At 46.5% G+C, this 26,389-nt stretch carries 26 protein-coding genes and 1 pseudogene; 6 read left to right on the top strand and 21 right to left on the bottom strand.

The window, feature by feature from the left end; genetic code table 11:
- Nucleotides 1-24: 24 nt before the first annotated feature.
- Nucleotides 25-447, bottom strand: coding sequence for a hypothetical protein (locus tag GLV97_RS10565; protein WP_160889637.1), 423 nt, complete (start codon nt 445-447; stop codon nt 25-27).
- 250 nt (nt 448-697) lie between these two features.
- On the opposite strand from GLV97_RS10565, the gene purU reads away from it, so the two are divergent.
- On the top strand, nt 698-1,594 hold the full coding sequence (gene purU, locus GLV97_RS10560; RefSeq protein ID WP_160838831.1) for a formyltetrahydrofolate deformylase: 897 nt from the start codon (nt 698-700) through the stop codon (nt 1,592-1,594).
- 99 nt (nt 1,595-1,693) lie between these two features.
- A complete protein-coding gene (locus tag GLV97_RS10555; RefSeq protein ID WP_160838833.1) occupies nt 1,694-2,188 on the top strand; it encodes a L,D-transpeptidase family protein in 495 nt (164 codons plus the stop codon).
- Between the two features lies 1 nt (nt 2,189).
- Here GLV97_RS10555 and GLV97_RS10550 read toward each other — a convergent pair whose 3' ends face one another.
- The 3 genes from GLV97_RS10550 to GLV97_RS10540 all read right to left on the bottom strand — a co-directional run bounded on the left by GLV97_RS10550 (nt 2,190) and on the right by GLV97_RS10540 (nt 5,943).
- The gene (locus GLV97_RS10550; RefSeq protein ID WP_160838835.1) at nt 2,190-2,849 is read right to left on the bottom strand and encodes a reverse transcriptase-like protein; all 660 of its coding nucleotides are present in this window, start codon (nt 2,847-2,849) and stop codon (nt 2,190-2,192) included.
- A 135-nt stretch (nt 2,850-2,984) separates the two neighbouring features.
- Nucleotides 2,985-4,562 (bottom strand): acyl-CoA synthetase MbcS, encoded by a 1,578-nt coding sequence (gene mbcS / locus GLV97_RS10545; RefSeq protein WP_160841458.1) that lies wholly within the window; start codon nt 4,560-4,562, stop codon nt 2,985-2,987.
- Nucleotides 4,563-5,094: 532 nt separating this feature from the next.
- Entirely contained in the window at nt 5,095-5,943 is an 849-nt protein-coding gene (locus GLV97_RS10540; RefSeq protein WP_160838839.1) for a YitT family protein, read from the bottom strand.
- Between the two features lie 451 nt (nt 5,944-6,394).
- On the opposite strand from GLV97_RS10540, the pseudogene GLV97_RS20345 reads away from it, so the two are divergent.
- A pseudogene (locus tag GLV97_RS20345) lies at nt 6,395-6,691 on the top strand (transposase); the annotation flags it as partial.
- Nucleotides 6,692-6,766: 75 nt separating this feature from the next.
- On the opposite strand, the gene GLV97_RS10530 reads toward GLV97_RS20345, so the two are convergent.
- The 8 genes from GLV97_RS10530 to GLV97_RS10500 form a co-directional block, all read right to left on the bottom strand.
- Nucleotides 6,767-8,578 carry a PAS domain-containing sensor histidine kinase gene (locus tag GLV97_RS10530; protein ID WP_237418608.1) on the bottom strand — a complete coding sequence of 604 codons (1,812 nt, stop codon included), beginning with the start codon at nt 8,576-8,578 and terminating at the stop codon, nt 6,767-6,769.
- 204 nt (nt 8,579-8,782) lie between these two features.
- Nucleotides 8,783-9,652 (bottom strand): DNA-3-methyladenine glycosylase family protein, encoded by an 870-nt coding sequence (locus GLV97_RS10525; RefSeq protein ID WP_160889635.1) that lies wholly within the window; start codon nt 9,650-9,652, stop codon nt 8,783-8,785.
- Nucleotides 9,653-9,852: 200 nt separating this feature from the next.
- Complete coding sequence (gene pdaA, locus GLV97_RS10520) at nt 9,853-10,632, bottom strand: delta-lactam-biosynthetic de-N-acetylase (RefSeq protein ID WP_160889634.1); 780 nt, start codon at nt 10,630-10,632, stop codon at nt 9,853-9,855.
- Between the two features lie 87 nt (nt 10,633-10,719).
- On the bottom strand, nt 10,720-12,027 hold the full coding sequence (locus GLV97_RS10515) for a Na+/H+ antiporter family protein (protein ID WP_160889633.1): 1,308 nt from the start codon (nt 12,025-12,027) through the stop codon (nt 10,720-10,722).
- Between the two features lie 109 nt (nt 12,028-12,136).
- On the bottom strand, nt 12,137-12,289 hold the full coding sequence (locus tag GLV97_RS19810; protein ID WP_224871485.1) for an SE1561 family protein: 153 nt from the start codon (nt 12,287-12,289) through the stop codon (nt 12,137-12,139).
- Nucleotides 12,290-12,437: 148 nt separating this feature from the next.
- A complete protein-coding gene (locus GLV97_RS10510) occupies nt 12,438-13,235 on the bottom strand; it encodes a YfkD family protein (protein WP_160838849.1) in 798 nt (265 codons plus the stop codon).
- A gap of 57 nt (nt 13,236-13,292) precedes the next feature.
- Nucleotides 13,293-13,910, bottom strand: a complete 618-nt coding sequence (locus GLV97_RS10505) for a YczE/YyaS/YitT family protein (protein WP_160838851.1) — start codon at nt 13,908-13,910, stop codon at nt 13,293-13,295.
- A gap of 109 nt (nt 13,911-14,019) precedes the next feature.
- Nucleotides 14,020-14,409 (bottom strand): OsmC family protein, encoded by a 390-nt coding sequence (locus GLV97_RS10500; RefSeq protein WP_160838853.1) that lies wholly within the window; start codon nt 14,407-14,409, stop codon nt 14,020-14,022.
- 148 nt (nt 14,410-14,557) lie between these two features.
- Here GLV97_RS10500 and GLV97_RS10495 point away from each other — a divergent pair, with 148 nt between their 5' ends.
- A complete protein-coding gene (locus GLV97_RS10495; RefSeq protein WP_160889632.1) occupies nt 14,558-15,736 on the top strand; it encodes an MFS transporter in 1,179 nt (392 codons plus the stop codon).
- Between the two features lie 17 nt (nt 15,737-15,753).
- Here GLV97_RS10495 and GLV97_RS10490 read toward each other — a convergent pair whose 3' ends face one another.
- From GLV97_RS10490 to GLV97_RS10465, 6 genes are all read right to left on the bottom strand, one after another.
- A complete protein-coding gene (locus tag GLV97_RS10490; protein ID WP_160889631.1) occupies nt 15,754-16,848 on the bottom strand; it encodes a metal ABC transporter solute-binding protein, Zn/Mn family in 1,095 nt (364 codons plus the stop codon).
- A 126-nt stretch (nt 16,849-16,974) separates the two neighbouring features.
- The gene (locus GLV97_RS10485) at nt 16,975-17,385 is read right to left on the bottom strand and encodes a Fur family transcriptional regulator (protein WP_160838859.1); all 411 of its coding nucleotides are present in this window, start codon (nt 17,383-17,385) and stop codon (nt 16,975-16,977) included.
- On the bottom strand, nt 17,382-18,239 hold the full coding sequence (locus GLV97_RS10480) for a metal ABC transporter permease (RefSeq protein WP_160838861.1): 858 nt from the start codon (nt 18,237-18,239) through the stop codon (nt 17,382-17,384). The genes GLV97_RS10485 and GLV97_RS10480 overlap by 4 nt, the downstream gene beginning before the upstream one ends.
- A gap of 15 nt (nt 18,240-18,254) precedes the next feature.
- Nucleotides 18,255-19,019, bottom strand: coding sequence for a metal ABC transporter ATP-binding protein (locus GLV97_RS10475; RefSeq protein ID WP_160889630.1), 765 nt, complete (start codon nt 19,017-19,019; stop codon nt 18,255-18,257).
- A 156-nt stretch (nt 19,020-19,175) separates the two neighbouring features.
- On the bottom strand, nt 19,176-19,868 hold the full coding sequence (locus GLV97_RS10470; RefSeq protein ID WP_160838865.1) for an amino acid ABC transporter permease: 693 nt from the start codon (nt 19,866-19,868) through the stop codon (nt 19,176-19,178).
- A 10-nt stretch (nt 19,869-19,878) separates the two neighbouring features.
- Nucleotides 19,879-20,760, bottom strand: coding sequence for a transporter substrate-binding domain-containing protein (locus tag GLV97_RS10465; RefSeq protein ID WP_160841451.1), 882 nt, complete (start codon nt 20,758-20,760; stop codon nt 19,879-19,881).
- A 230-nt stretch (nt 20,761-20,990) separates the two neighbouring features.
- Here GLV97_RS10465 and GLV97_RS10460 point away from each other — a divergent pair, with 230 nt between their 5' ends.
- A complete protein-coding gene (locus GLV97_RS10460; RefSeq protein WP_423784969.1) occupies nt 20,991-22,910 on the top strand; it encodes a heavy metal translocating P-type ATPase in 1,920 nt (639 codons plus the stop codon).
- A gap of 173 nt (nt 22,911-23,083) precedes the next feature.
- On the opposite strand, the gene GLV97_RS10455 is transcribed toward GLV97_RS10460, so the two are convergent.
- The 3 genes from GLV97_RS10455 to GLV97_RS10445 are packed head-to-tail and all read right to left on the bottom strand — an operon-like array spanning nt 23,084 to nt 24,742.
- Entirely contained in the window at nt 23,084-23,914 is an 831-nt protein-coding gene (locus tag GLV97_RS10455; RefSeq protein ID WP_160838869.1) for a YihY/virulence factor BrkB family protein, read from the bottom strand.
- 21 nt (nt 23,915-23,935) lie between these two features.
- Nucleotides 23,936-24,262, bottom strand: coding sequence for a YtxH domain-containing protein (locus GLV97_RS10450; RefSeq protein WP_160838871.1), 327 nt, complete (start codon nt 24,260-24,262; stop codon nt 23,936-23,938).
- Nucleotides 24,263-24,274: 12 nt separating this feature from the next.
- A complete protein-coding gene (locus GLV97_RS10445) occupies nt 24,275-24,742 on the bottom strand; it encodes a low molecular weight protein-tyrosine-phosphatase (protein WP_160838873.1) in 468 nt (155 codons plus the stop codon).
- Nucleotides 24,743-24,961: 219 nt separating this feature from the next.
- Here GLV97_RS10445 and GLV97_RS10440 point away from each other — a divergent pair, with 219 nt between their 5' ends.
- Nucleotides 24,962-26,353 carry an alanine/glycine:cation symporter family protein gene (locus tag GLV97_RS10440; RefSeq protein WP_160838875.1) on the top strand — a complete coding sequence of 464 codons (1,392 nt, stop codon included), beginning with the start codon at nt 24,962-24,964 and terminating at the stop codon, nt 26,351-26,353.
- Nucleotides 26,354-26,389 lie beyond the last annotated feature (36 nt).

The raw sequence follows: 26,389 nt of genomic DNA, 5'->3' as shown, positions 1-26,389 counted from the left end.
ATAGGAGAAACCGCGCGCTTTTCTTTATAATTGGTTGATCAGCCCCTCCAGTTTCGGTGTGATTTCAAGCCGCTCATGATCTTTCTGCAGGACATGCCAGAAGTCATTGTAAAAATAGGCTTCCAGTACAATGTCCCGTGCACTGGATATACGCAGGGCCCCCAGGACCTGTTCACCTTCATTCCCCTCTGCACTTGAAGGACACTGCTTCATAGCCTTGAAGAAGGAGCGTATCTCTTCATCCTCTTCAATTTGGTAGGATGTCCGCCCTCCATCCAAGTCATAATAAGTAAGCGTCATCGGACGTTGGTAATCGGTCCATGATTGATAAGTGATGTCGTCCTGTTCAAAAGATAAAGGGCTGAAAAAAAACGTGTGATGGATGTACCAGACCGACAACACAAAAAAGGTAATCAGAACTGCTGACGTCATTAATTTTTTCTTCACGCATGCCATCCTTCCTGATTCATTCTTTGTATAGACAGGACCTGTTATTTTTCCGCCAGGATTTCTCTTTGTACCTGCCTATACGACTATAAAGGGAAAAACGTTTCATAAATATCAACCTTTCTGTCCATCGTTTTGTATGCGTCCATTTGTCGAATGGTGAAAGTGTAGAGTGAATTTTGCAAAAACATTGTTTGCTTCGGGATTTTTTTCCTCTACAATATAAAGAAACAGAGAAAGGGGAATAGACATGACGTCTGCCAACCAGCACATCCAGCAACATACGGAAAAAAACAAAAACAAAGCGCGGCTTCTTATCAGTTGTACGGACCAACCGGGAATCGTGGCTGCCATCTCCACGTTTCTTCATCAACATGGAGCCAATATTGTAGAGTCCAACCAATATACCACCCATCCTGACGAGGGGACATTCTTCATCCGCATTGAATTTGCCGCTTCCGATATGGAAGAAAAGGAAGAAGCGTTTCAGGAGGGCTTCAAGGAAATTGCTGCCGCATTCCATATGAAATGGCGCCTGACATTTTTATATAAGTTGAAGAAAATGGCCATCTTCGTTTCCAAGGAACTTCACTGCCTTCGAGAGCTCTTATACGAATGGGAAAGCGGCGGCCTTATGGCAGACATTCCTCTCGTCATCAGTAACCATAAAGAAGGAAAAGAGCTTGTCGAATCCTTCGGCATTCCGTTTTATCACATCCCAGCAAATAAAGAAATCCGGCATGAAGTGGAGGAGGAACAGTTGAAGCTTCTCAAGGAGCATGACATTGATGTCATTGTACTCGCACGGTATATGCAGATTCTTACCCCGCATTTCGTGTCGACTCATCCATCAAAAATCATCAATATTCATCATTCGTTCCTGCCGGCCTTTATCGGCGCTAACCCACATAAACGGGCACACAAAAGGGGCGTTAAGCTTATAGGAGCCACGTGCCATTACGTGACGGATGATCTTGACGAAGGACCGATCATCGAGCAGGATGTGATTCGTGTCGATCACCGCAACCATATCGAAGATTTGAAAAAGAAAGGCCGGTTGATCGAGCGCACCGTTTTAAACCGGGGAGTCAAATGGGATTTAGAGGACCGTGTCATCGTTCATGAAAACAAAACCATCGTATTATAACCATTCTAAAAAACCAGACCAGCGGCATACAGCTGGTCTGGTTTATTTTCCAGGGCATGGGTGCATACACTGAAGTATTACACCTGGGGAGATGATGGAATGCTCCATACGGTAAAGCCTGGAGAAACCCTCTATCAAATAGCACGGGATTACCGGATGCCGCTCACAGCCATTTTGGCCGTCAATACGATACCCAATCCGGATTTGATTATGGTCGGGCAGCGGCTTACAATTCCGGGATACCCCCCTGTGGAAACACAGCCGTATCAGCTCGATGTTTCCATTAATGAACGCCTTCTCCGTGTCTATAAAAACGGGAAATATTTAAAAGAATACCCGGTAGCTGTAGGACGGATGCTTTATGAGACACCTATAGGGGATTTTATTATCCTGAATAAGGCTCCGGACCCCGGAGGACCCTTTGGTACGATGTGGATGAGTTTATCAAAAGAACACTACGGTATCCACGGCACGAATGACCCGTCATCCATTGGAAAAGCCGTGTCACGCGGATGTATACGGATGTTCAATAAAGACGTGGAAGAGCTGGCGCTCACCATTCCGAACGGAACCCCCGTCACCATCCATTTGTAACCTATCCTTTCACTTCGGAGGTGCTTTCCACTTCCGTTCCCTGTAGAGCCTGAGTGGCAAGACGGTCACATTCACGGTTGTCTTTTCTTGATATCAAGTGGTAAGACGGTTCAACAGCCATGGCAGCAAGCTTCTCGTCAATCCGGTCCGCCCATTCATGAAGGGAATGTTCCATAGTCGGCCATTCTTCTTTCATTTGATTGATGACGACCTGGGAATCACCGATAAAATGAACAGGGATATGCCCGACGCCCATAGCCTCCAGTTCCTGAACAGCAAAATAAAGGGCGGCGTACTCTGCTTCATTATTCGTATCCAGCTCTTCAACCGCCGCATTTTTCCTTAAACGCATAAACCGTCCATCCTGTTCGTAATAAACCGCACAGCCCAGACCTGCCTTCCTGTCGTTCCTGTCGTATCCTCCGTCAAAGTATACCCGGATGTTATGTGGCTCGGCGTCCACTTTTTCCATATACTTCTTCAAGTCCTTCAGCTTCCATGAAGTATCGTAATCATCGATAAAAGCGATCTCCTTCAAACGCCCTGTTTTTTCAAGGTCTTCCGCAATAAGAAGTGCTTCCCCCGGAGAAACCGGTTCAGATTTGAAAAAGGCCTCCGTTTTGTTTCTGGCACGGTAAGTCATTTCCATATATATGTTCATCCAATCCCACCTTCCCATTTTGATCTTGGTTCCTGTTCTTTTAATCTGTCTGATTCCCATCTATCTTATCACTTCAAACAGACGATCCTGAATAAAAAAAAAGACCGGAGTCTGAACGTCTCCGGTCTTTCCAGCTTAATTTTGGCAGGATTTTTCCTTTTCACGCAGCTCGACTCTTCGTATTTTACCTGACGTTGTTTTCGGCAGTTCGTCAATAAACTCGATTTTCCTTGGGTATTTATAAGGGGCCGTAAGCTCCTTCACGTGCGTCTGCAGTGCCTGAACGATGGAATGGTCTTTTTCATACCCGGGCCGCAGGACAACGAATGCTTTTACAATGCTGCCCCTGACTTCATCCGGACTTGCCACCACGGCACATTCCTGGACAGCCGGATGTTTCACAAGCGCATCCTCTACTTCAAAGGGGCCGATGGTATAGCCTGAGCTGATAATGATGTCATCACTGCGCCCTTCAAACCAGAAGTAACCTTCGTCATCTTTCCTGGCTTGGTCTCCGGTAATGTAATAATTGCCTCTTCGCGACATTTTCGTCCGCTCCGGGTCTTTATAATATTCTTTGAACAGCGCTGGAGTATCCAGGTGTACAGCAATATCCCCAACTTCATCTGTTCCGACAGGCACTCCCATTTCATCTACGATATCGACCTGATTACCGGGAGTCGGACGTCCCATTGAGCCGGGACGTACTTCCATATCCTTCATAATTCCCACGAGAAGCGTATTTTCCGTCTGACCGTACCCGTCTCTCACGGTCACTTGAAAATGCCGCTCGAAGGTGTCGATCACCTCTCTGTTTAAAGGTTCGCCAGCTGACACAGCACTGTGGAGGTTTTTCAGGCTGTACCTGCTTAAGTCATCCACTTTGGCCATAAGACGGTATTCCGTTGGCGTACAGCAGAGCACATTGACATCATGTTTGTCCATCAAATCCAAATAGACATTCGGATCGAATTTCCCATGATATACGAGCCCCTGTGCCCCTGTCCCCAGCACAGATAAAAATGGACTCCAAATCCATTTCTGCCACCCAGGACCGGCAGTAGCCCAGACCGTATCTCCGTCTTCAATGGCCAGCCATTGATAAGCCGCTGTTTTCAGATGAGCATATCCCCATCCATGGGTGTGAACGACTCCTTTCGGATTTCCTGTCGTTCCCGATGTATAAGAAAGAAAAGCCATGTCATCCCGACTTGTGTCAGCAGCTGGCATCGTCCTGCTGTAATCTTCCATCAAACGGTCCAGGTCATACCACCCTTCTTTCCGCTCTCCGACAGAAAATTTCACAAGTTGATCGTATTCACGGATCCCTTGAAACTGATCGGTATAAGGAGCATAACTGACAACGGCACGGACCTCTCCATGACTAACACGGTATTGGAGATCTTTTGTCCGGAGCATTTCGGAACTTGGAATAACGACGAGACCGGCCTTTAATGCCGCTGTATAGACTTGGTAGGCTTCTATCAGCCGTGGGATCATCACGAGGATTTTATCTCCCTGTTTCAACCCGCAGTCAAGGAAAGCGTTTCCAATTTTGTTCGCACGATTCATCAGGTTTTGATATGTAACTTCCTTGGTTTCGCCTTGATCGTTCAACCATAAAAGGGCTTTCCGCTCAGAATCGCCTGTATACTTTTCCATTTCTGATACGACGTTGTATCGTTCCGGGGCAATCAATTCTTCTCGATTCATCTGCCATCCTCCTCCATAATAGCGTGCTGCATTTTCAACACCCCCATTATACCAATTTATCTAAATCTTTCAAATATTTGTTCGTTTGCGCGGAACAATTGACAGATAATTAAAATTTTTCATATACTGTTACTAACTGTAGAGAGGAGTGCGGCAGATGGAGTTTCGCCCGGTAAAGAAACAGCGAGTCATTTCAAATTTCCCTCTCCTGTTTATTTCAGGAGTCATTTTAGCCTTATTTCTGTCCCTCTCCGTCGTGACAAAAAATTATAATTATACCACTGCATCCGTTCTGAGCATCATCATCATGAACGTTTCGCTCATTTCTCATTCCGTCCGGAAAAGCAGAAAAAAGAGCCTCCGGTAAACCGTTCCGGAGACTCTTTTTCCATTTGATCTATATTTCCGTATCTCTTTATTTTTCATCCAAGGGTTAACCTAAGCAGCTCGTTCTATCACACTGGAACGCTTCCTCTCCTGCTCATCTTTGGTAGTGGAAGTGATGAGCAGCGGCTGTCGTTTTTCAGGGAAACTACGCCAGTCTTTTGAAATTCTCTCCAAGGATTTCATTCATGGAGTGAACGGTGATAAATGCCTGCTCATCCACTGCCGTCATATATTTCTTCAGACGGGTATAATCTCTCCGGCTGAGAATGGTGGTTATGACTTCCTTCTGTTCCTGGTTAAACGCACCCTTCGCTTCGTGAATGGTAGCGCCGCGTCCAAGCTTATTGATGATGAAGTGGCGGACAAGCTCACTCTCACGGCTGATAATAACAATCTCTTTGTTATCCTCAAACTGCTGGAGCATATAATCGATCACCAGACCATTCAGAATGACACCGAAGAACGCATACATACCGACCGTCGGGCCGAATAGGAAGATGGAAGATGTGGCAATGGCGATATCGGAGAAAAGCACACCTTTTCCAACTTCAATGGAAAAGAATTTATTTAAGATCATGGCCAGGATATCGGTTCCGCCTGTGGAAGCTCCCTGATGGAAAACGAGGGCCATTCCTGAAGCCGCAATGATCTGCCCGATAATCAGCTGAATCAACAGATCATCACTCAGAGCTTCCTGCATAGGGAAAAAGGCTTCAAGTCCCCAGACCATAAACGAAAGCGCAAAACTGGCATAGATGGTTTTCACACCAAACTGGAATCCTAGGAAAATAAAACCGACAATAAACAAGACAATATTCAAAAGAATCATAATCATTCCCAGGGACAAATCAGGGAAAACCTTATTCAATACGATGGATAGACCACTCACTCCTCCTGTTGCCAGATCGTTCGGGGATAGGAAGAAATGCACGTTGGTTGCTACAGCAAGCGCACCGAGATTCATCAATAGAAATGACCACACTTTTTTCAACATCTGAGAGCCTCCTTTGTTGTAATAATTCATGGGATTTTGTCGAACGAAATTTGCAATACAATCGGGATTATAGAGACCTTTCCGTCTTTTGTAAACAGCTGATGATGTAAAAAAACGATTTATTTTAAGTAAGCGGTTTAAGCAGGAATTTTCAGCAAATTGAAATGGTTTTCCCTGATAAGGAAATATAAAAAAACGCCACTTCTTAAGTAGCGTCAGTCTGTAGAAAAAGTTCGTCCTATCCAGTTAGAGCTGCCTGCATGTCGTGTTGAGAGGGCACGTTCCGCTTATCGGCGGATGCTTGCCGCGGGCACGGCCTCAGCTGACTTGGTCAAGAAACCATTTGACCAAGTGGATCTTCGGCCCGTGCTGTTCCCGCAGGCGTCACCACCGAACGCTCTTCGTGCCGGTCCCTGTGGAAAACAACTTTACGCGACGATAAAATGAAGAAAAATGGATATACCGTATGAGAAAAGAGAAAGTCGAGCGTAGCTTTGCAGATTCAAAAGAACGGCAGGGGCTGCGCTGTTTCCGCGTGCGCGGAAAAGGGAAAGCACAGGCGCTGATGACGGATGCCTGCCGGAATATGAAAGATTGTCCTTCATCCATCAAGTTTGAGCTGTCTTTTTCAATTTTAAAGAACCCCCAAGGAGCGGTGCCCTTTCCACCCCTGCCGAGCGTAGGTTTTACGAGGAAGCTCGGGCGCTCGTCCGCGAAAAAGGGAAGGGGCTTTGGCTCCTGGCGGTAAGAAAGAAAAAAGCTTGTAAAGAAACAAGGGCTTCTCTACAAGCTGAAACGCCACTTTTCATGTGACGTTTTTCGCTCAGGCACGAGGCAGTTTGACAACAACCGTCGTTCCTTTTCCTTTTTCGCTTTCATAGTTGATCGTGCCGTTTAGATCAGAAACAATCTTCTTCGTCACCATCACACCGAGCCCGGTACCTTTTTCCTTGGTGGTAAAGAACGGCTCGCCGATTTTCGCCAATTCCTGGGTACTTAAACCCGGCCCATTATCTCTAACGTAAAGCGTTAGATGAGAGCTCGACATTTGGATTTCGATCCGTACCTCGCCCCCAAGATCCACCGCATCCACCGCATTCTTAACCAGGTTGATTAAAATCTGGTTCATCCGTTTCGGTTCCGTCTTGAACGTCTCCTGTACCGGATCACAGTCAAACAGCAGGAGAATCTGCTTTTCATTGGCTTCCGGCTCAAGAAGGCGAAGCACATAGGAAACCAGCTGTTCCGGATCCACTTCCTCAAGCTGGATGGAAGACTTCGGCTTCGACAACATCATGAAATCCTGGACAATCGCCTCAATCCGATTGACTTCATCTAAAATAATTTCCTGGTAGTTATCCCTGAGTTCGGGATTCGCCGCTCCGATTTGAAGAAATCCTTTAATGGCGGTTAATGGATTCTTAATTTCATGAGCAATACCGGCAGACATCTGGGTAATAGTTGAAAGCTGCTGGGACTTTTCCTTCAGCTCAATCATTCCTTTGTATTCGGTTACATCTTGATGTATACCTAAGATGAGAGGCTTGCCGTTATAATCGACCGGAAAACCTTTCGTGCGGATCCATTTTTCTTCTTTTCCCCCGACAATCACGCGGTAGTCAACAACGTGCTCTTCTTCCTTCATCTTGGAAAGCCCTTCTACGAAATGGGCACGGTCTGCTTCATGAACGTGCTGAAGCAGCGACTTCGGATCTGTAAACGCCTTGCGCCTTGGGATGTCAAATAAACTTTGAAAAGCAGGGCTGATGTAGTGGACCTCATCAAAGTCCGGTTCACTGATCCAGAACACATCCGTAATGTTGTCGGCCAGAAGAGCAAACCGCTCCTCAGAAGCTTTAAGCGCCTGCAAGTGCTTATTGTACTGGGTGATATCCTGCAGGAACACCGTCAGTCCCAGCTCAGTTGGATGAACGGTTACTTTCACATCAAGCTGGGTGTCCTCAAGAAAACCTTCAAATTCCATCGTTTCATGCGTTTCCATAGAGCGTAGAAAATGCTGAAAAAACGGATAATGCTCATCAATGGAAAATATGTCCCACAGCCGTTTATAGTAATTTTTAAAAAAAGGACGTTTAGTCAGCTCTTCCATTTTGGGATTAGCATAAACGACTTCCCAATTATGGTTGATAACAGCCAGCCCATGTGGAAATTTATCGACAATGTGTGTCATGCGATGCTTGATTTGAGAAGAGGAAAAGCTTGAAAGCGGAAAGCCTTCGTAGTTCGTGATGGATAAGGACGGTTTATCATTCCTGGACGGCATATCCGTGTCAGCCGGCCCTGGAGCATAAAAATGCTGCTCTTCTTCCATCTTAGCAAGAGTAAATGTAATCTGGCCGTTGGTCAGATGTACCATACGGCAGTGAAACCTCCGGTCAAAATTCTTGTCCGTCAGCTGGACAGAGGACTCCCGCAGTCCCTCAGTCAGAAGCTGGTGCAGAGATTGTTGAAGACGGTGCTGGCCTGTATGGCGGAAACACCGGATCCATTGAGAGAAAGACAGGTCTGTTTCCTTCAAATGCAGCATATGAATCATTTCCTGATTCAAAGTAACGGCTTGAAGACGCAGATCGAGTAGACACGCGGGTGTTCCATTTATACTGAGAACATCCAAAATCTCACCGCTATGAACTTGGTCTGAATACCTCTCTCTTATAACCAATAGTAAGACCTCTTTCCTTTTGCCGCTCGTTTATTTCCAATACGGTTTTCATTATAACGCAAGATTAACAAATTTTGAATATTTTCTAACGATTTAGCTTTTATTTTTGCTTTTTAAACATTGTACGTCTAAAAGAACAACGATATGACAGCAGAATCACCCTTCGATACTGCGCCATAATGTTAACGAGGCGTAGCTCAAATAGGGCGACCACGGCTTACTCCATGCTCCCATCTCGTCCTTCGTAGGTTTACGGTCCATATGATAATAATGCTTCAAGGCGTTTTGAATCCCTATGTCGGCCTTCGGAAATAAATTTTCCCTTCCCAGACCGAACATCATCCAGTTTTCTGCTGTCCACGGGCCGATTCCTCTGACTTTGGTCAGATGTTTCATAATATCATCGTTCTCCATAACATCCAGTGCCGGCAGGTCCAGCTCCCTTTCTGCTATCTGCTTCGATGTATCAATGACATATTCAGCTTTCCTCTGGCTGAACTGCAATTCTCTCAGAGTCTCATACGGCGTCCGGGCCACCGTTTCCGAGTCAGGATAAAACCATACGCCGTCCTTCTGTGTGCCCAGCGTCTCGACAAATCTGGTACTCAGCGTATATGCAAACTTCATATTCAGCTGTTGATGAATGATGACCTTCATTAAGCAGTCATAAAGATGAAAATCCTTCACTATCGGTGTTCCAGGGTGATTTCTGAACAACTGTTCCAAGTCGGTGTCCAGGAAATGCTCGTGTACATTCTCTAAATCGACATCCCATTGAAAAAGGTGCTTGATGTAGTTCAGCAGCTCTGACTTGGCTTCATGGCTGTCACTCTGCACAGAAAAGACGGGATCAAGGGTCGTGCCGAGAGCCTGCACCCTGACAATGTGATGATCTTCGTTCAGCTTTACAGGGATATCCACCCAGCGTTCCTCTCTGTCCAGACGAATGACAGGATCCAGCTGCCATCGAAGTAACGTGTAATCAAAATCATAAAAGTTAACTGCCTTTAATTTTTCTTTCCACATGGGAGTTTTTCCTCCTTCATTATCTTAGATTTTTCTATTTTGTAAAGAATAGGAAATAAGACCTGACGCTCATCCGACTAATTCTTCCTTTATCATAGAAGCTTTGATGATACTTAGCAAAACATTACACTGCCAGACACTTTCCCCTTCCCGCTGAAAGTGAAAAGCCGCTGTACGGCATGTACGGCGGCATCCTTTTGTTATAAATTCCAGACTGGAGCGGGAATAAGCTGTTTCATTAAAATTTCGTTCAGGTTCCCGAAGCGGTAGCCTCTTTTCCTGAGTTCATCGATCATTTGAGAGAGGGCTTCTGCGTTATCACTCGAAACGGTATGCAGGAGGATGACAGCTCCCGGATGAATTTGATCCATAACGCTCCGGTAGGCATACTCCCAGCCTTTCTGTCTGTCAGTATGCCAGTCAACAAAAGCGATGGACCAGAACGCATGGGTGTAGCCGAATTCCTCCGCCCATTTCAACGTCTGCGCATTGAATGTGCCTCTGGGCGGACGGAGAAAGGTCATAATGTCCTGATCTGTCTTTTCCTTCACGGCTTTTTCCACACGCGCCAGTTCTTTCTCCATTTCTGATTTGGAACTCTGCGTGAAATCCGGATGGCTCCAGGAATGGTTTCCAATGATATGTCCTTCATCAGCCATTCTCTTCAAAAGGTCCGGCGCACTCTCTATATAATGGCCGGTCACGAAAAAGGCAGCCGGGACGTCTTTTTCCTTCAGGACATCCAGGACTTGACCGGTGTATCCTTGTTCATACCCATTATCAAACGTTAAATAAACCACACGTTCTTCAGAAGGATCCATAAAAAAACCATGATGCTGTTCAATCATCGGCCCATACCTGCCTGGGTCCGGTGCCATCCCATTTTTGCTTTTATTATATCCCCAGCCTTCTGCATCGGTGGTTATAGGAAAAAGACAGACCATAAGGACGGCCGCAATCCACTTCACTATCCTGCTCATGTGTATCCCTCACTTTTTTGTTTAGTATGTGTGAAGGAAAAAGGAATATAAAAAAAGACAGGTGGGAAAATTCCCCACGCTGCCTTTTCACAGGAACAATGATGCGGCCCATCCGAAGATGAACAATGGAATATTGTAGTGCAGAAATGTCGGTACACAAGTGTCCCAGATGTGGTTGTGACGGCCGTCTGCATTCAGCCCGGATGTCGGACCGAGTGTACTGTCAGAAGCCGGAGAACCAGCATCCCCAAGAGCCCCCGCTGTACCAATCAATGCAGCCGTAGCCATGGGTGAAAAACCGGCAGCGACACAGATGGGTACAAATAGAGCCGCCAAAATCGGAATCGTTGCAAAGGAAGAACCGATTCCCATCGTGACAACCAGTCCGACCAAGAGCAGGATGAAGGCGATGAAAGCCTGGTTATCTCCCAGATAGTCGGAGCTGAGCTCTACAAGCGCCGATACGGATTCTGTCGCCGTCAGGACGTTGGCATACCCTGATGAGACAAGCATTACGAAAGCGATAAAGCCCATCATTGCGATGCCTTCGTTGATGACCTTGTCTCCTTTGCTGAAGGGAACGACCCGGAAAATGAACATCAGGATGATGCCGGCCAGAGCAGCCAGAATCAAATTGGACCAGACGGCCTGAATGACAAGCGTTACAAGCATGGCAGCACTTGTCAGAAGGTGTTTCATTTGGAAACGTGTATCCAGAACAACTTCCTGATCCGGTGTTTCTTTATCCTCTGGAACAACAGAAGGGTCTCTCGGCTTCCGGTAAGTAATGAATATGGCGATAAACAGCCCGACAATCATTCCTGAACCGGGAATAAGCAGAGATGAAGCGATGCTTCCGATTCCAAGATCAATGCCGTTCGTTTCCATAGACATTTTAATTGTATCGTGGAAAATGTAGCCGAATCCAACCGGAATCATGACGTAAGGCGCCTTCAAACCAAAGGTTAAAGCGGCAGCTACAGCCCTGCGGTCCAGCTTCATTTCATCAAATAATTTCAAAAGCGGTGGAATAAGAATCGGTATAAAAGCGATGTGTACAGGAATGACGTTTTGCGAAAGACTGGCTACGAACGCAATGACAAAAACAATCATCGTCCGTTTATCCTTCAAAACACGCAGTAAAAATCCGACGAGTATTGATGTGATGCCTGAGTAGCTGATTGCAACTGCAAAAGCTCCCAGTAATATATAACTTAATGCCACATTTGCCTGTTCCCCCATCCCGTCAACGAGAAGGGTCAACGCATCCGTCAAGCTCTCCCCGTTCATCAGGCCTGCGGTCAAACCCGCGGCGATAATGGCAACGATGACATTCACGCGTAATAAACTTAACACGGTCATCACCAGGACAGATACGACAACTGCCCATGCCATAAGACATTCTCCTCTCCAGTAGTTTCATACATTAGCGATTTATCATGATAAAGGATGGTGGTGAAAAAATCAACCCTCAGGAAAAAAGAGAGTCAATTCTGAAAGCTGCTTATTCGTCCATGCTGCGCTCAAGGGATTCGAGCATTGAAATCAGACGATCAATGTCTTCCACTGACGTCTGCTCTGGGTCGAGATTATCTACACGTCCCATAAACTCTTCCAGGCGCTGCTTTAAGTTGGAAATTTTCTCCTGCTGCGTCATGTAACGATTCAGCTCCTTTATCTGTTCTGCGTCCAGTCCATCATAGTACAAGTCGCTTTTCCTGTCCAGAACGGCTTTCATTTAACTAAAAAAACGCACCGGATATAGGAAAACAACCTTGTTGTTCTTCTACATCCGGCGCACCCTCTTATTTCAATTCAAAAGAAAAGCTGACGTGATCCTGAATTGGAATCCAGGCTCCAATCCCCTGCCGGGTCACGTTTTTTATGGAAAGTGTCTTTTTCGATCCCTTGAGCTGGATGTATACATCACCAAAAGCCACTTCACCTTTTTCATTCACAGCCGGCGCGTAGGCGTGGAGCACCCCTACTTTGTTTGTTGGAATGCCGTACGTATTATTCTGTTTCGTTCCTTTTCCAATGACGGTATTAAAGGATAATGGAAGTTTGGTGTTTTTCTGAGCTTCCAGAAGAATCAGCTTCATCATCTGGTCGCTGTGGCTGATCCGTGATGTCAGACCGCCCTTGACCGCTTTTTCCTCTTTTTGAAGATAACTCAGCTTCTCCTGCTTTTCTCCACCGTGGTTGTTCAATTCGTTTGTATTAATCTCCTGATACTCCCAATTGATGTTGGTTTCTTTTGAGTGATAGGAAAGCGGCCATCTTCCAAGGAAAATGTCTCCTCGATATCCAATCGCCAGCGGGGAAGGTTTTAAGGAAGTTTCATTCAGCATTTCAATCAGCTGTGGATTGGTAATACGCACATCGGTGTTCTCCATCAGCTCTTTCGTAATTTCCTCCGCTTCCAGCAATTCCTGATCATCTGTGGAATTCGGATACGTGTTATCCTTGGATATATTTAAGACGTGACTCGGAATGGAGCCTTCTTCTTTCTCATTTTTCTTAGGTTCAGCCGAAGCAGAACCGGCAGCAAACCATGTAAGAATACAAATAAACAGCAGTAGTCCCAGCCATTTTCTATTCACATCAAGGGCCACCTTTCACTTTTTTTATAGCTTGTGAAAGATGGCCCGGAGTATACATTATTCTGCTGCAATAAGCTTATTCATCATATAGTTCGCTTTGCTGTCGAAAAACTGGATGCATGGTCCGATCCCGAGAAGGATCACAATGGTACCGATACCAATAGGACCACCAAGCACTAGCGCAAGCACGAGTGCAAAGGACTCGGTTAACGTTTTAGCTTTCGTAATGCTGAAGCCGAAACGCTTCTGCAGCGCCACCATAAAGCCATCGACCGGATTCAACGAAAACTTCGGTTGAAGGTATAAAGATACGCCGATGGCGATAATAACAATGCCGAGAATTAAAGTCATCAATTTCATAAAGAAGGCTTGAAACACCAAGTGATCAAACACCTGCAGCATCCAGAAATCAATGAATTTTCCAAGTACTAATATCGTAATCACCGCAGGCAGGTCCGGTTTTTCCTTTGCAATCCATGCATTGGTTACAATCAGAAATCCACCAATCACCATGACCCACGTTCCAATGGTTAGTCCGATCTGCTCTGTCAGTCCGACATTTACGGCATCCCACGCTCCAGCTCCCAGATTCGATTTAATCGTAAGCGTGACGCCCATCGCAATGACAATCAACCCTGCAAGATAAAAGAATCCTTTAATGACTAATGTTCTCATGGTCTCCCTCATTTCTTTATTTCAAAGTAGCTTTGAACCGAAAACCTGTACATAAGACACAAAAAAAGAGCGCGAATCCGGCTGTCGGACTCATGCTCTTTTTATTTTACTAGCTTAACTGGATACACTCAAGCGTTTCTTCCACATTTATACTATTTTCTACTGATTGTACCATCGAACAGTTGCTGCGGGAGATTTCCAGGTTTTTCAGCAGCTTGTCCTGATTCAGGTGATAGCCTTTTACAACGAAATGCAGATGGATCTTCTCAATACGGTTCGCCTCATCCGGGTTTCTCGTTACTTCTGCAGATACCTGGATATCTTCATAATTCATCCGCTGCTTATCGAGGATTTTCCTGAACACCCCAAGACTGCATCCTGCAATAGAGGAGACCATCAATTGAAACGGACGGAAACCATTGGCTTCATCGCCGGAAATGTCCAGCTGCCCGTATTCGAAGGACGTACGGATCCCATTCTCTCTTAAATGAAATTCCATCAGTTCATTCACTCCTTTACCTTAACGGCTTTGCGTTCATTATATAATAGATCCTAATGCAAAAGAAACCGCACGGCCCTGGACGCCTGCACCTTGCCTGCTTTACGTCTTTTCCGATACGATAGTCGTGTAGAACAGGAGGAAGACTATGGTTTCTAAACGCACAAGATTTTGGATTTTAATCGGCCTTGTTACAATATCAGGATTTTCCCAGGGCATGCTGCTCCCTCTCATCGCAGTCATCCTTGAGCAGAATGGTATTTCTTCATCAGTCAACGGCATCCATGCGACGGGACTTTACATAGGTATTTTATTATCATCCCCGTTTATGGAAAAACCACTTCGGCGGTTCGGGTACAAAGCCATCATTCTGTTTGGAGGAGCGCTCGTATTCATTTCGCTTGCGCTCTTCCCTTTCTGGCAGGCGCTCTGGTTCTGGTTTATGCTCCGGGTGGCTGTGGGAACCGGCGATCAGATTCTTCACTTCGGCACCCAGACATGGATCACCGCATCCGCAGATCAGCAGAACCAAGGACGCAGCATCGCCTATTACGGCTTATTCTTCAGTGTCGGGTTCACACTTGGTCCATTAATGACCAACCTTTTGGAATTCGGGATGTTCGTTCCGTTTCTCTTGTCTTCCTTTTTAAGCTTCACTGTATGGCTGCTCCTTCTCCGGGTGCGGAACGAAAAGCCGGATACGGACCAGGCCACTGCCTATGGAACAAGCTCTGTGAGACGGTTCGGACGGAGTCTGCGCCTGGCCTGGGCCGCCTTTTTACCACCCCTTGCTTATGGGTTTCTGGAAGCCACCCTGCACGGAATCTTTCCGGTGTATGGAATGCGGATCGGCCACGATGTGAACATATTATCGTTCATCATCCCCTCCTTTGCCGCCGCCAGTTTATTTTCACAGATTCCTTTGGGCATATTAAGTGACCACATCGGAAGAAAAAAAGTGATCCTGACAGTCGTTACCGGCGGAATCGGCTCCTTTATGCTTGCCGCTGTTTTTGAGAATTCGATTCCGTGGCTGTTTGCCTCTTTTGCCTTGGGGGGACTTTTTGTCGGTTCTCTGTTTTCCTTGGGAATTTCTTATATGACAGACCTGCTCCCAAAAGAGCTGCTGCCGGCCGGCAACATTCTCTGCGGGATGTCGTTTAGTATTGGAAGTATTCTGGGACCCTTCTTGTCGGGATTCGCGCTCGACCTGTGGCCGGGCCTTTCCTTCTTTTATGTGATCGTATCCCTGTTAGTAGTCGTTCTCGCAGCAATAGCTTTCAATTCTCCCGTTTCATTAGAAAAAAATCGGGCTGCCCCATCTTAAAGGGCTGCCCGATTTTTTTATTCTGCCAGAGCTTTGTAAAGCACTTCCAGGTTTTGTTCCATTAAAGAGAAGTAATCTTCTCCTTCTTCTACATCTTCTTCTGTCAAGACAGCAAGGTTATGGAACTGCAGCGGCTCTGCACCGATTTCATCCTGAATGACTTTGGATACTTTAGGTGTAATATTCTGCTCAAAGATTACATACTTGAGATCTTCTTCCTCCGCCACATGGATAATTTCCTCTAAATCTTTCTGGGAAGGTTCATTCGTCGGGCTCAGTCCGGAAACGGCAATCTGCTCGATCCCGTAGGCTTCCTCCCAGTACCCATAGGCCGCATGAGAAACGATAATCTTGTCTTTCGGCTGCGCATTCACTTGTTTATGGAACTGCTCGTCCAACGCCGTAAGTTTCCCTTTCAGCGCCTCGAAGTTTTCCACATAAAGGTCTTCCTTTTCGGGATTCAGCTCGATCAGCTGCTCTTTAATGCCTTCAGCCAGCTCAATGGAGCGAACCGGGTCGAGCCAGACGTGTGGATCATTCTCACCATGGTCATGTCCTTCGTGGCTGTCTTCATGCTCGGCGTGCTCTTCTTCTGTCTCACCCTCATGGCTGTCTTCATGCTCAGCGTGTTCTTCTTCTGTCTCACCCTCGTGGCTGTCTTCATGCTCAGCATGTTCGTCCGCTGTCTCAGCTTCATGGCTGTCTTCCGCTCCGTGGTCATGGACATGTGCATTCAAGTCCATATCGCCGGCTGCTTCCAGCACGGTAGTCCCCTCAGGTTTCAAAGCTTCCGAGATTTTCTCCGCATATCCTTCAAGACCCGCCCCGTTGTAAACGAACAAGTCGGCCCCGGCCATATCCACCATTTCTTTTGTCGTAGGTTCGTACGTATGGGCATCCGCTCCCGGTGGAAGAATGGACTCCACCTCGACCGTGTCTCCACCGATTTCACTTGTGAAAAACTGCAGCGGATACACCGTCGTATAGATTTTCAGCTTATCTTTCTTTTCTTCTTCGTCATTTCCGTCCCCTGAGGTTTCTTCACTACCGCAGGCACTAAGAAGAATAATTACAGATATTAATAAAAAGGATAATAGACCTGATTTCTTCATTGAACTTCGTCCTCTCCGTATGATCTGTTTAAATCTTATCGTAATGATTACTACTTGTAAACAGTAACCATTACTTCTTAAACAATAAAGGAAAGGATGCCTCGGGAGACATCCTTTCCCATCTGTTCAATGACACTGGGGACATTTGCCATAGATCTCAAACTTATGGTTTTCAATATCATAGCCTTTCAGATTCTCATTCACCTTTTCCATCGGGCAGAAGGCGATCGATTTCGTTTTTCCACAGTCTGTGCAGATAAAATGGTGGTGGTGTCCGTCTGTATCACAGCTGAGGCGGAAATGCTTTTCGCCCCCCAGCTCGGTCGACTCCAGAATATCAACCTCCGTCAGCATATAAAGGTTCCTGTAGACCGTATCAAAACTGACACTGGGGAAGTACTCCTGAAACTCCTTGAGAATATCCTTGGCGGCAATGTACTGATCCTGACCGGAAAAGATCTTCAGCATACGTTCCCGCTGCTTCGTTCGTTTATATCCTTTTTCCTTCAGTCTCTGTAGAGCTGTTTCCACGTTCATGAAGCCTCACCCTTTATCCATTGCTGGTTTCTAACATTTTTATAAATAATAGACATTACCAGAATCAAAATAGCCATAACGACAATCGTTCCACCCGGCGGTACGCTCAGATGGTAGGAAGAAAACAAGCCCACCATAACAGATACTTCCCCGAATGCGATGGAAAGGCCGATCGTCTGCTTAAAGCTGGTGGCTATCCTGAGTGCAGAAGCCACAGGCAGCGTCATCAGTGCTGATACGAGCAGAATACCGACCACCTGCATGGCAGAAGCAATTACCAGCGCAACCATCACGATAAATAATAAATGAATCCAGCGTCCGTTCACTCCGGATACCGACGCATGTTCCTCATCAAAGGATAGAACGAATAGTTCCTTATAAAAGAAAATGACAATCAGAATAACAATCACCGTTACAAACAATACCGTCCACATACTATCGCGGCTTACCGCTGTAACACTACCGAACAGGTAGCTGAACAAGTCCGTATTAAATCCGTCAGCCAGGGATATCAATATTACACCAAGTCCGATCCCTCCGGATAAGATAATCGGAATAGCCAGTTCCTCGTAGTGTTTATATACTTTTCTAAGCCGTTCAATTAAAACAGCACCCGCTACAGAAAACGCCATGCCCATATAAACCGGGTTCCAGTCGTTAATGGCCGTCACTCTTTTTTCCAAGAGCAGACTTGCCGCAATCCCTGTCAATGTAATATGGGATAAGGCATCAGCGATCAATGATAACCGTCGCACAACAATAAACACTCCAAGCAGAGGAGCAACAATGCCGATCAACAGTCCTGTTATCGCCGCGTTCTGTAAAAATTCAAATTGCATAAAACTTTCCAGCACGCTCTCTTTCCCTCCTTAGTGACTGTGATTATGAGTCAGCTGCTGAACGGCGTATCCGTAAAGCTGATTCAAATCCTCTTCACTGAATTCCTTGTATTCCTCCGACTGTCCATGGAAATGGACCGTCTTGTTCATGCAGACCACATGGGTGGCGTGATCCGTAATCGTCCCAATATCGTGGGTAACCATAAGCAGCGTAATGCCCCGCTCCTTGTTCAATTTACCGAGCAGATCATAAAATTCAGTGACATGCTTGGCATCGACCCCGACGGTCGGCTCGTCCAGAATCATCAGTGACGGATCACTGACCAGAGCCCTGGCTATGAACACCCGCTGCTGCTGGCCGCCGGAAAGGTCACCGATACCGGTATGGGCATATTCTTCCATTTCCACTGTCCGCAGGGCGTCCATCGCTTTCTCTTTATGTCTCTTATTAAAAAATTTAAATGTCCCTATTCTTGATACGAGCCCGGTTTTCACAACCTCCAGAACCGTCGCCGGAAATCCGGAGTTGAAACTGTTCGCCTTCTGGGAGACAAAACCGATTTCCTGCCAGTCCTTATACTGTTTCAACGGCCTGCCGAACAGCTGAATCCTTCCCTTATCCGGCTTTTCAAGGCCGAGCATCAGCTTGATGAGTGTCGACTTCCCGGATCCGTTAGGGCCGACAAGGCCAAGGAACTGACCTGACTTAATTTCAAGGTCAACATCCTGAACGACGATTTCTCTTTCGTATTTAAAGGAAACATTGTCGAATTTTACAATGGTTTGTTCACTCATGGTCCATCCCTTTCGAAAAAATAATAATCATTACGATTTAAATTCTTTTCCTATCATATAAGAGGTTGCCCAAGGAATCAAGGGAGAAGTTTACTTAGCCCCGCCATCCAAAAAACAAAAGACCAGGGCAGGGAACCCTGCTCTGGTCTTCGAATATTATAAATACCGGTTGTTTCTTCTCTCCAGATAATCCTGAAGCGCTGAGAAAATCATCGTCAGCGGCCAGTAGATCAATGCCGCAGTAATATACATCGTCATCGAATCCACCGTCCGGCCTGCTGCGATCTGCGCTTTGTTCAAAATTTCAGGTACAGAAATCATGGCAGCCAGAGAGGTTGCCTTTAACAGATCAAGAAACACGTTTCCTAATGGCGGAATAGCGATTCTCGTCGCCTGCGGCATAATAATCCTCCGAATCGTCTGCCAGTACGTAAATCCTAAAGCACGCGCAGATTCCCACTGTCCATTGGAAACACTGTTCAAGGAGGCTCGGTTGATTTCAGCAATATAGGCAGCGCTGTTCGTTCCAAAACCGATGATCGCTGCCGTCGTGGCCGGCAGTTTCAACCCTACGACAGGAAGCCCGAAGTAGAGAACAAACAAATAAACAAGAATCGGCGTTCCTCTCATGAAGGAAATGTAAAACCTCGCCGGCCACCGGAGCCAGATATGGCTGGACCCACGAGCCAGAGCCAGGAAAAAACCAAGAATGAGACCGATGGCCATCCCAATGACTGCTACAAATAAAGTAAGAGGCACACCTTCCAGAATAAAAGGAAGGTTGGCCCAGGCCCGCTCTGCATTAAAGAGCTTCTCGACTTGTATTTCGTTTATTTCAATGCCAAACATTTCATAACCCTTATAAATCCAGGCCTTCGATTTCGCGGATGTCCTCTTCCGGTTCCTTCGAAGCATCCTGGCCGCCGAAGAATTCTTCGGACAGTTTCGTTAATGTTCCATCTTCCTTCATTTCAGCCAGTACGGCATCAATTTCCTCTTTCATTGTTTCTGCTTCTTTCGGCATAACAATGGCTGAGTTGGTTGGATGGAATTTCAAATCGGGATGAAGCTGAACTTCAATATCTGTTAAAGCCTGCAGGGCCAGGGACTGTAGATAGTAGTCATTGATAATGAAGTCTGTGTTTCCATTCTCCACATCACGAAGGTAGACATCGTTGGTGACATTTCCGTATGTTTTCGTATCCGCACCGAAATGTTCCGCAATTTGGGAGAATACCGTTGTCGCTCCACCACCATGGGTCTTGCCTTCAAGGTCCTCCAGTTTCTCAATGCCGGACAAATCAGATTCCCGCACAATCATCGTGGAATAGGAGTATTTATAAGGTTCACTGAACGCAAATTGTTTTTGGCGCTCCTTCGTGACTTCCATATCATTAATAACCGCATCGATCCGGCCACTGTTAATCGCAGACAGCAGACCGTCCACACCATACTCCTCGAATTTCAGTTCAAGGCCGAGACGGTCGGCGACTTCCCGCATGATTTCCACATCATACCCGGTCATTTCATCGGAGCCTTCCGGGTAGTAGGAAGCCGGGAAAAGTGTACCGGATGTCCCAACGACAATTTCTCCTTCTTCCTGTATTTCATTCCACTTGCTGTCAGAAGCTTCTTCGCTTTCATTATTTGAACCACTGTCTCCTGTGTCTTCACTTGATCCACAAGCAGCCACAAAAACAGCCAGCAGTAACAGGCTTATAAGTATAAAAGCTTTGCGCATCGTTCTTTCCACCCTCCATGTTTATTCGTATCACTTGTTTAATATAGCAACTTGACACCTGTCAAATCAACTGTACCGCAATTTTTTATGGACGGGAATTTTTTTGTAGACTTTTCCTTCCGATATGCTATGATAGTAACAAGCAACAGATTATAATAATTATAAAGTAATAAGATTTATAAATAGTTGTGAATGAATTTCATTTTCAATAATAAAAAGGAGCTGAACATATCGTGAATGAAACCCGTTCCTATCCATATTCTAAATCCTGGAATAAGCCCGAATTTCTTACTTATATGAAAGAACACGGAGAATTGATCGCTGCCCTTTTCAGTGGTGTCCTTCTCCTCTTTGCCTGGATAGGGGAAAACTACTGGTCCCCTCCCGTTTATATCACCCTTTACCTTTCTGCTTTTATCATCGGTGGATTTGCCAAAGCGAAGGAAGGGTTGGAAGAAACCTTAGAGGACCGCTCATTGAATGTTGAACTGCTGATGATCCTTGCTGCCATCGGATCGGCTGCCATCGGCTACTGGACAGAAGGAGCCATCCTGATTTTCATCTTTTCCTTAAGTGGTGCTATGGAAACTTATACCATGAACAAAAGCCACAAGGAGATCTCCTCCCTTATGAACCTGCAGCCTGAGCAGGCCCTGCTCGTAACAGGCAGCCATCAGCAGTGGGTGTCCGTAGAAAGATTAAAGGTCGGCGATTTCATTCGCGTGAAGCCTGGTGAACGCGTACCTGCGGACGGAGTGATCACAGAAGGCGCATCAAGTTTGGATGAAAGTACGATTACAGGAGAATCCATGCCGGCTGCCAAAGGGCTGGAGAACGAGGTCTTTGCGGGAACCATGAATATCGATGGCAGTCTGCTTGTAGAAGTGACAAAAGAATCGAAAGAAACATTGTTTCAAAAAATCATCACCATGGTCCAGAACGCCCAAAGCGAAAAATCGCCCTCCCAGCTGTTTATCGAACGTTTTGAAAGTACGTATGTTAAAGCGGTGCTGGGTGCGGTAGCTGTCATGATGTTTCTCCCACACTTCGTACTGGGATGGACCTGGATGGAAACCTTATACAGAGCGATGATTCTGCTCGTTGTAGCCTCTCCGTGTGCCCTTGTCGCTTCCATTATGCCGGCCACCCTTTCAGCCATTACCAACGGGGCGCGCCAGGGCATTTTGTTTAAAGGCGGGGTACATCTTGAACATTTGTCTTCCATCAAGGCCTTCGCTTTTGATAAAACCGGAACACTCACAAAAGGACAGCCGGTAGTGACGGATTTCATTGCCTCTGACAAAGGATCAGCCGATGATATCTTATCAGCCGCCGCATCCATTGAACAGCAGTCCAACCACCCTCTCGCAGAAGCAGTTGTGAAGTATGCGGAGGGAAAGAACATGTCTTTTGTAAACGTTGAGGAAGTAAAAAACCACAGTGGAAACGGGGTAAGCGGCTGGTATAAGGGCGAAGAATGGATGATTGGAAAAGCTGACTTCATCGGCCGTGACCAATGCTCCCATTTCGAGGACGGGGTGTTTTCCACACTGGCTTCCGAAGGAAAGACTGTCATTTTTGTAAAAAGAAACGGCGTCGTCACTGCACTCCTTGCCCTGAAAGATACAGTGAGAGAGGATACGAAGCGGGCTGTACAGACCCTGAAAAATCAAGGAATTTATACGATTATGCTGACTGGGGATAATGATGCCACCGCTGAGGCCATTGCTCGTGAAGCTGATCTTGACCAATACATTTCCGAGTGTCTCCCCGATCAGAAGCAGGAGGAAATCAAGCAGTTGAAGGAGCATTTCCCACACGTCGCCATGGTCGGAGACGGAATCAATGATGCACCTGCTCTCGCGGAAGCTGATGTCGGAGTCGCTATGGGAGAAGGAACCGACGTTGCTCTTGAAACGGCCGATGTCGTCCTTATGAAAAATGATCTTCCGAAAATCGCCCATGCCATGGAGCTTTCAAAACGCATGAACCGGATCATCAAACAGAATGTGATCTTTTCAATCACAGTCATTATGCTTTTGATCATGAGTAACTTTCTTCAGGTGCTGGACCTGCCGCTTGGGGTCATCGGACATGAAGGGAGTACGATTCTCGTCATCCTGAACGGACTGCGTTTATTGAAAAACTAAAAAAGTGTGCACCTCAGGCATTGGTTCTAACGTTCTACTCATCCGCGCCTGCTGAGGCCCCCTCTTGGACACTTTCCGTGCTATCCATCATTGACCTGATCTTGAAGCGAAACGATCACGAACAATATATACCTACTGAAAAAAGCTGCCGGGCTTATGCCCGGCAGCTTTTTTCATCCCCACGTATCCTCGGTCCTGCGGTGGTAGGCCATGGCATTGATCTCACCGCCGAGAATGATCACAATTCCCGAAAGATAAAGCCAGATCATCAGGACAATCACCCCGCCAAGGCTGCCATACATCGCAGAGAAATTCCCCAGATTGCTCACATAAAAGGAAAACAGCAGAGAAACAAGCTGCCAGCTGATCGTAGCAAAAACAGCCCCTCCTACCGTATCCCTGTATTTCAACCGCTTATTCGGGGCCGTTACATAAAGGAAAGAAAGGACGACATAAAAAATGATCGAGGAAATGACCCAGCGCAGTCCATTCCATAACCCGATAAAGCTTTCGGATAAGCCGAAATAAGAAAACAAATAAACACCGATCGCCTGACCCGCCACCGGCAGAAGAAAAGCAATGGCAATGACGATCACCATAGCGATGGTTAAAACGATAGCCAGCATCCTTGAAACGATAAAGGAACGACTTTCCTTCACGCTGTGAGCTCTGTTAAAGGCACGCATAATGGCATTGACCCCATTCGAGGCTGCCCACAGCGTACCTGCAAGTCCAATGGACAAGAGGCTTCCATTTTCATCTGAGAAAAGCGAGGTCACATTTTCTGTGATCATATCAAACGTATCTGCCGGAGCATATGCACTCACGAAAGTAAGGATACGCTCTTCATCAATATGTAGATACCCTAAAAGCGTGAGCAGGAATATCATAAACGGAAATAATGATAACAAAAAGAAGTAGGCCAGCTGGGCAGCCATCCCGCCTACATCATCCTCCCCAAACCGGGTGAAGAGCTCCCGGAAGAAATTCTTGATGACTTTCATGATATTCCATCACTCCTGGCATCAGGAAGCGTTGTCGGAATTATCCGCAGCTCTTAACTGGTCTTTGACCTCCTGATTGATTTCTCCTACTTTGTTTAGCATACTCTCCGCCTTGTCTAATAATTCAAGAAGATCTTCGACTCCTTTATTCAGCTGTTTGGAAAACGACTCGTAGCTCAGGCGCAGAGAATGAACAGCTTCTGACGGACTCGCAGCAATCTCACGGCATTTGGAACCAGCCGCTTTCGATTTCTGCCCCACCATTGTGCGTGTATCTTTATCAATCAGGGCTGCTGCAGCACCTGCAGCAGCGCCGATCAGAATACCCTTCCATAATGTCTGTCCCATGTTTCTTCCTCCTCAAAGTTTATATTCTTTTTTTATCGAGGCCAGCAGTTCGGCACATCCCTGCTGGACAAGGTCATAAACGTAATCAAAATTCCCTGTGTAGTACGGGTCGGGCACTTCATCCACATCCAACTGCGGTAAATAGTCCATCAGCTTGGTCACAGTGACTCCATCTTTCTGCCGGATGCTGTGAAGATCCTGAAGATTTTTCTGGTCCATGGCAACAAGGTAGTCGAACTCATCCCAGTCCGTCTCCCTGACCTGACGCGCGGTCATGCCTTCATAGGTCACATCGTTCTTATCTAAAATCTCCCGTGTTCCTTCATGAGGCTGGGAACCTGTATGCCAGTGACCGGTCCCTGCGGAATCTACAGATATCCGACCACTGAGGTTTTCTTTTTCCACCAGATTCCTGAAGACAGCTTCAGCCATCGGCGACCGGCAGATGTTGCCGAGACAAACAAATAAAACTCGTATCATGTTGGTTCCTCCATCATAGTATTTCTAACTGTACTAATTCTATAAGGTGACACATAATCCTGCCTGGTGCAAATATTCTCCCATTACATTCCCTTTTTGTCATCTATCGAACCGCTTTTCGACACCATTTTATAAAAAGAGGTTGACAGACGCTCTGAATTTTCGGAATATTTTATACATGGAATGTTTTTATCTTTTTTATCTTTAAGGGGGATGACAATGGGAGAACAGAGTGCACTTCATAGTTTTTTAAGTGAACTGAGTGGTCTGGTCTGGGGCCCCGTCCTGCTGGTTCTGCTGGTAGGGACAGGGGTTTACTTGACTTTACGCCTCGGTTTTCTCCAGTTTAAAACACTGCCTTATGCACTGAGGCTCGCTTTTAAACCGGACAAAAAGAAAAAGCCGGGTGAAAAAGGGGATATTTCCCACTATCAGGCTTTGACGACCGCGCTTGCGGCAACGATCGGTACCGGGAACATTGCCGGGGTGGCGACAGCAGTCGTGCTTGGCGGACCGGGAGCCGTTTTCTGGATGTGGATTACAGCGGTCTTCGGAATGGCGACGAAATATGCAGAAGCCGTTCTTGCCGTCAAATATCGAATTGAAGGAAAAGACGGACAGATGTCCGGCGGACCCATGTACTATCTGTCCCGCGGCTTAAAAACCAAATGGCTCGGAAAACCGCTCGGCATTTTATTTGCCCTCTTCGGGGCCGTCGCTGCATTTGGAATCGGAAATATGGTGCAGTCCAACTCCGTTTCAGACGTTGTTGAGGGGACCTTCAACATCTCTCCATGGGTGACGGGAATTGTACTGACGCTTCTCGCGGGACTGGTTCTCCTCGGGGGAATCAAGAGTATTGGGCGTGTCACAGCCTTGTTCGTTCCAGTTATGGCCGTTTTTTATGTAATAGGGGCCTTAATTATTCTTGTGCTTAATGCCGATTTGATCCTGCCGGCCTTTGGGACCATCTTCTCGGATGCCTTCACAGCTAATGCCGTAGGCGGCGGTATTCTCGGAAGCGTGATTCGTTACGGGGTTGCCCGGGGCGTATTCTCCAACGAAGCCGGACTTGGATCTGCACCCATTGCAGCTGCTGCAGCAAGAACCGACTATGCCGGACGTCAGGCTCTTGTATCCATGACACAGGTCTTTATCGACACGATTATCGTTTGTACATTGACTGGGTTAACCATAGTCATGGCCGGACAGTACCAGGGTGGACTTGACGGAGCAGACCTGACCTCTGCCTCCTTTGAGCTGTTTTTAGGTGAATTCGGCTCCTACATCGTCACCATCGGCTTGATTTTCTTCGCTTTCTCCACCATTGTAGGCTGGTCCTATTATGGCGAGAAGTGTTTCGGTTATTTAACAAACCAACGCTTTATCGGCTTATATAAAATCGTCTTTGTAGCCTTTGTCCTTGTCGGGGCTGTTTCACAGCTGAGCACAGTCTGGGTGTTCGCTGATGTGATGAACGGGTTAATGGCCTTCCCGAACTTGATCGGCCTGCTCCTGTTATCCGGAGTCGTAGCGGCCGAAACAAACAAGTTCCTGAAAGTAGCCAAGCAGGAAAAACAACAGGAAAAAGAACAGCGGCAGGTTGGATAATCGATCCGGGGCTGAATGATCAGCCTTTCCCGTGAC

The sequence above is a fragment of the Halobacillus litoralis genome, assembly GCF_009856355.1.
Lineage (GTDB): Bacteria > Bacillota > Bacilli > Bacillales > Halobacillaceae > Halobacillus > Halobacillus litoralis_B.
This window is presented reverse-complemented; position numbering and strand designations above follow the sequence as displayed.

Excerpts from the sequence above, each read along its gene's own strand:
- GLV97_RS10445 (WP_160838873.1), bottom strand. The coding sequence starts at position 24,742 with ATGATACGAGTTTTATTTGTTTGTCTCGGCAACATCTGCCGGTCGCCG.
- GLV97_RS10465 (WP_160841451.1), bottom strand. The coding sequence starts at position 20,760 with ATGCGCAAAGCTTTTATACTTATAAGCCTGTTACTGCTGGCTGTTTTT.
- GLV97_RS19810 (WP_224871485.1), bottom strand. The coding sequence starts at position 12,289 with ATGACGCAGCAGGAGAAAATTTCCAACTTAAAGCAGCGCCTGGAAGAG.
- GLV97_RS10475 (WP_160889630.1), bottom strand. The coding sequence starts at position 19,019 with ATGAGTGAACAAACCATTGTAAAATTCGACAATGTTTCCTTTAAATAC.
- GLV97_RS10485 (WP_160838859.1), bottom strand. The coding sequence starts at position 17,385 with ATGAACGTGGAAACAGCTCTACAGAGACTGAAGGAAAAAGGATATAAA.
- purU (WP_160838831.1), top strand. The coding sequence starts at position 698 with ATGACGTCTGCCAACCAGCACATCCAGCAACATACGGAAAAAAACAAA.
- mbcS (WP_160841458.1), bottom strand. The coding sequence starts at position 4,562 with ATGAATCGAGAAGAATTGATTGCCCCGGAACGATACAACGTCGTATCA.
- GLV97_RS10455 (WP_160838869.1), bottom strand. The coding sequence starts at position 23,914 with ATGAAAGTCATCAAGAATTTCTTCCGGGAGCTCTTCACCCGGTTTGGG.
- GLV97_RS10540 (WP_160838839.1), bottom strand. The coding sequence starts at position 5,943 with ATGTTGAAAAAAGTGTGGTCATTTCTATTGATGAATCTCGGTGCGCTT.
- GLV97_RS10470 (WP_160838865.1), bottom strand. The coding sequence starts at position 19,868 with ATGTTTGGCATTGAAATAAACGAAATACAAGTCGAGAAGCTCTTTAAT.
- GLV97_RS10440 (WP_160838875.1), top strand. The coding sequence starts at position 24,962 with ATGGGAGAACAGAGTGCACTTCATAGTTTTTTAAGTGAACTGAGTGGT.
- GLV97_RS10450 (WP_160838871.1), bottom strand. The coding sequence starts at position 24,262 with ATGGGACAGACATTATGGAAGGGTATTCTGATCGGCGCTGCTGCAGGT.
- GLV97_RS10490 (WP_160889631.1), bottom strand. The coding sequence starts at position 16,848 with ATGAAGAAATCAGGTCTATTATCCTTTTTATTAATATCTGTAATTATT.
- GLV97_RS10500 (WP_160838853.1), bottom strand. The coding sequence starts at position 14,409 with ATGGAATTTCATTTAAGAGAGAATGGGATCCGTACGTCCTTCGAATAC.
- GLV97_RS10555 (WP_160838833.1), top strand. The coding sequence starts at position 1,694 with ATGCTCCATACGGTAAAGCCTGGAGAAACCCTCTATCAAATAGCACGG.
- GLV97_RS10515 (WP_160889633.1), bottom strand. The coding sequence starts at position 12,027 with ATGGCATGGGCAGTTGTCGTATCTGTCCTGGTGATGACCGTGTTAAGT.
- GLV97_RS10525 (WP_160889635.1), bottom strand. The coding sequence starts at position 9,652 with ATGTGGAAAGAAAAATTAAAGGCAGTTAACTTTTATGATTTTGATTAC.
- GLV97_RS10505 (WP_160838851.1), bottom strand. The coding sequence starts at position 13,910 with ATGAGAACATTAGTCATTAAAGGATTCTTTTATCTTGCAGGGTTGATT.
- pdaA (WP_160889634.1), bottom strand. The coding sequence starts at position 10,632 with ATGAGCAGGATAGTGAAGTGGATTGCGGCCGTCCTTATGGTCTGTCTT.
- GLV97_RS10495 (WP_160889632.1), top strand. The coding sequence starts at position 14,558 with ATGGTTTCTAAACGCACAAGATTTTGGATTTTAATCGGCCTTGTTACA.
- GLV97_RS10550 (WP_160838835.1), bottom strand. The coding sequence starts at position 2,849 with ATGAACATATATATGGAAATGACTTACCGTGCCAGAAACAAAACGGAG.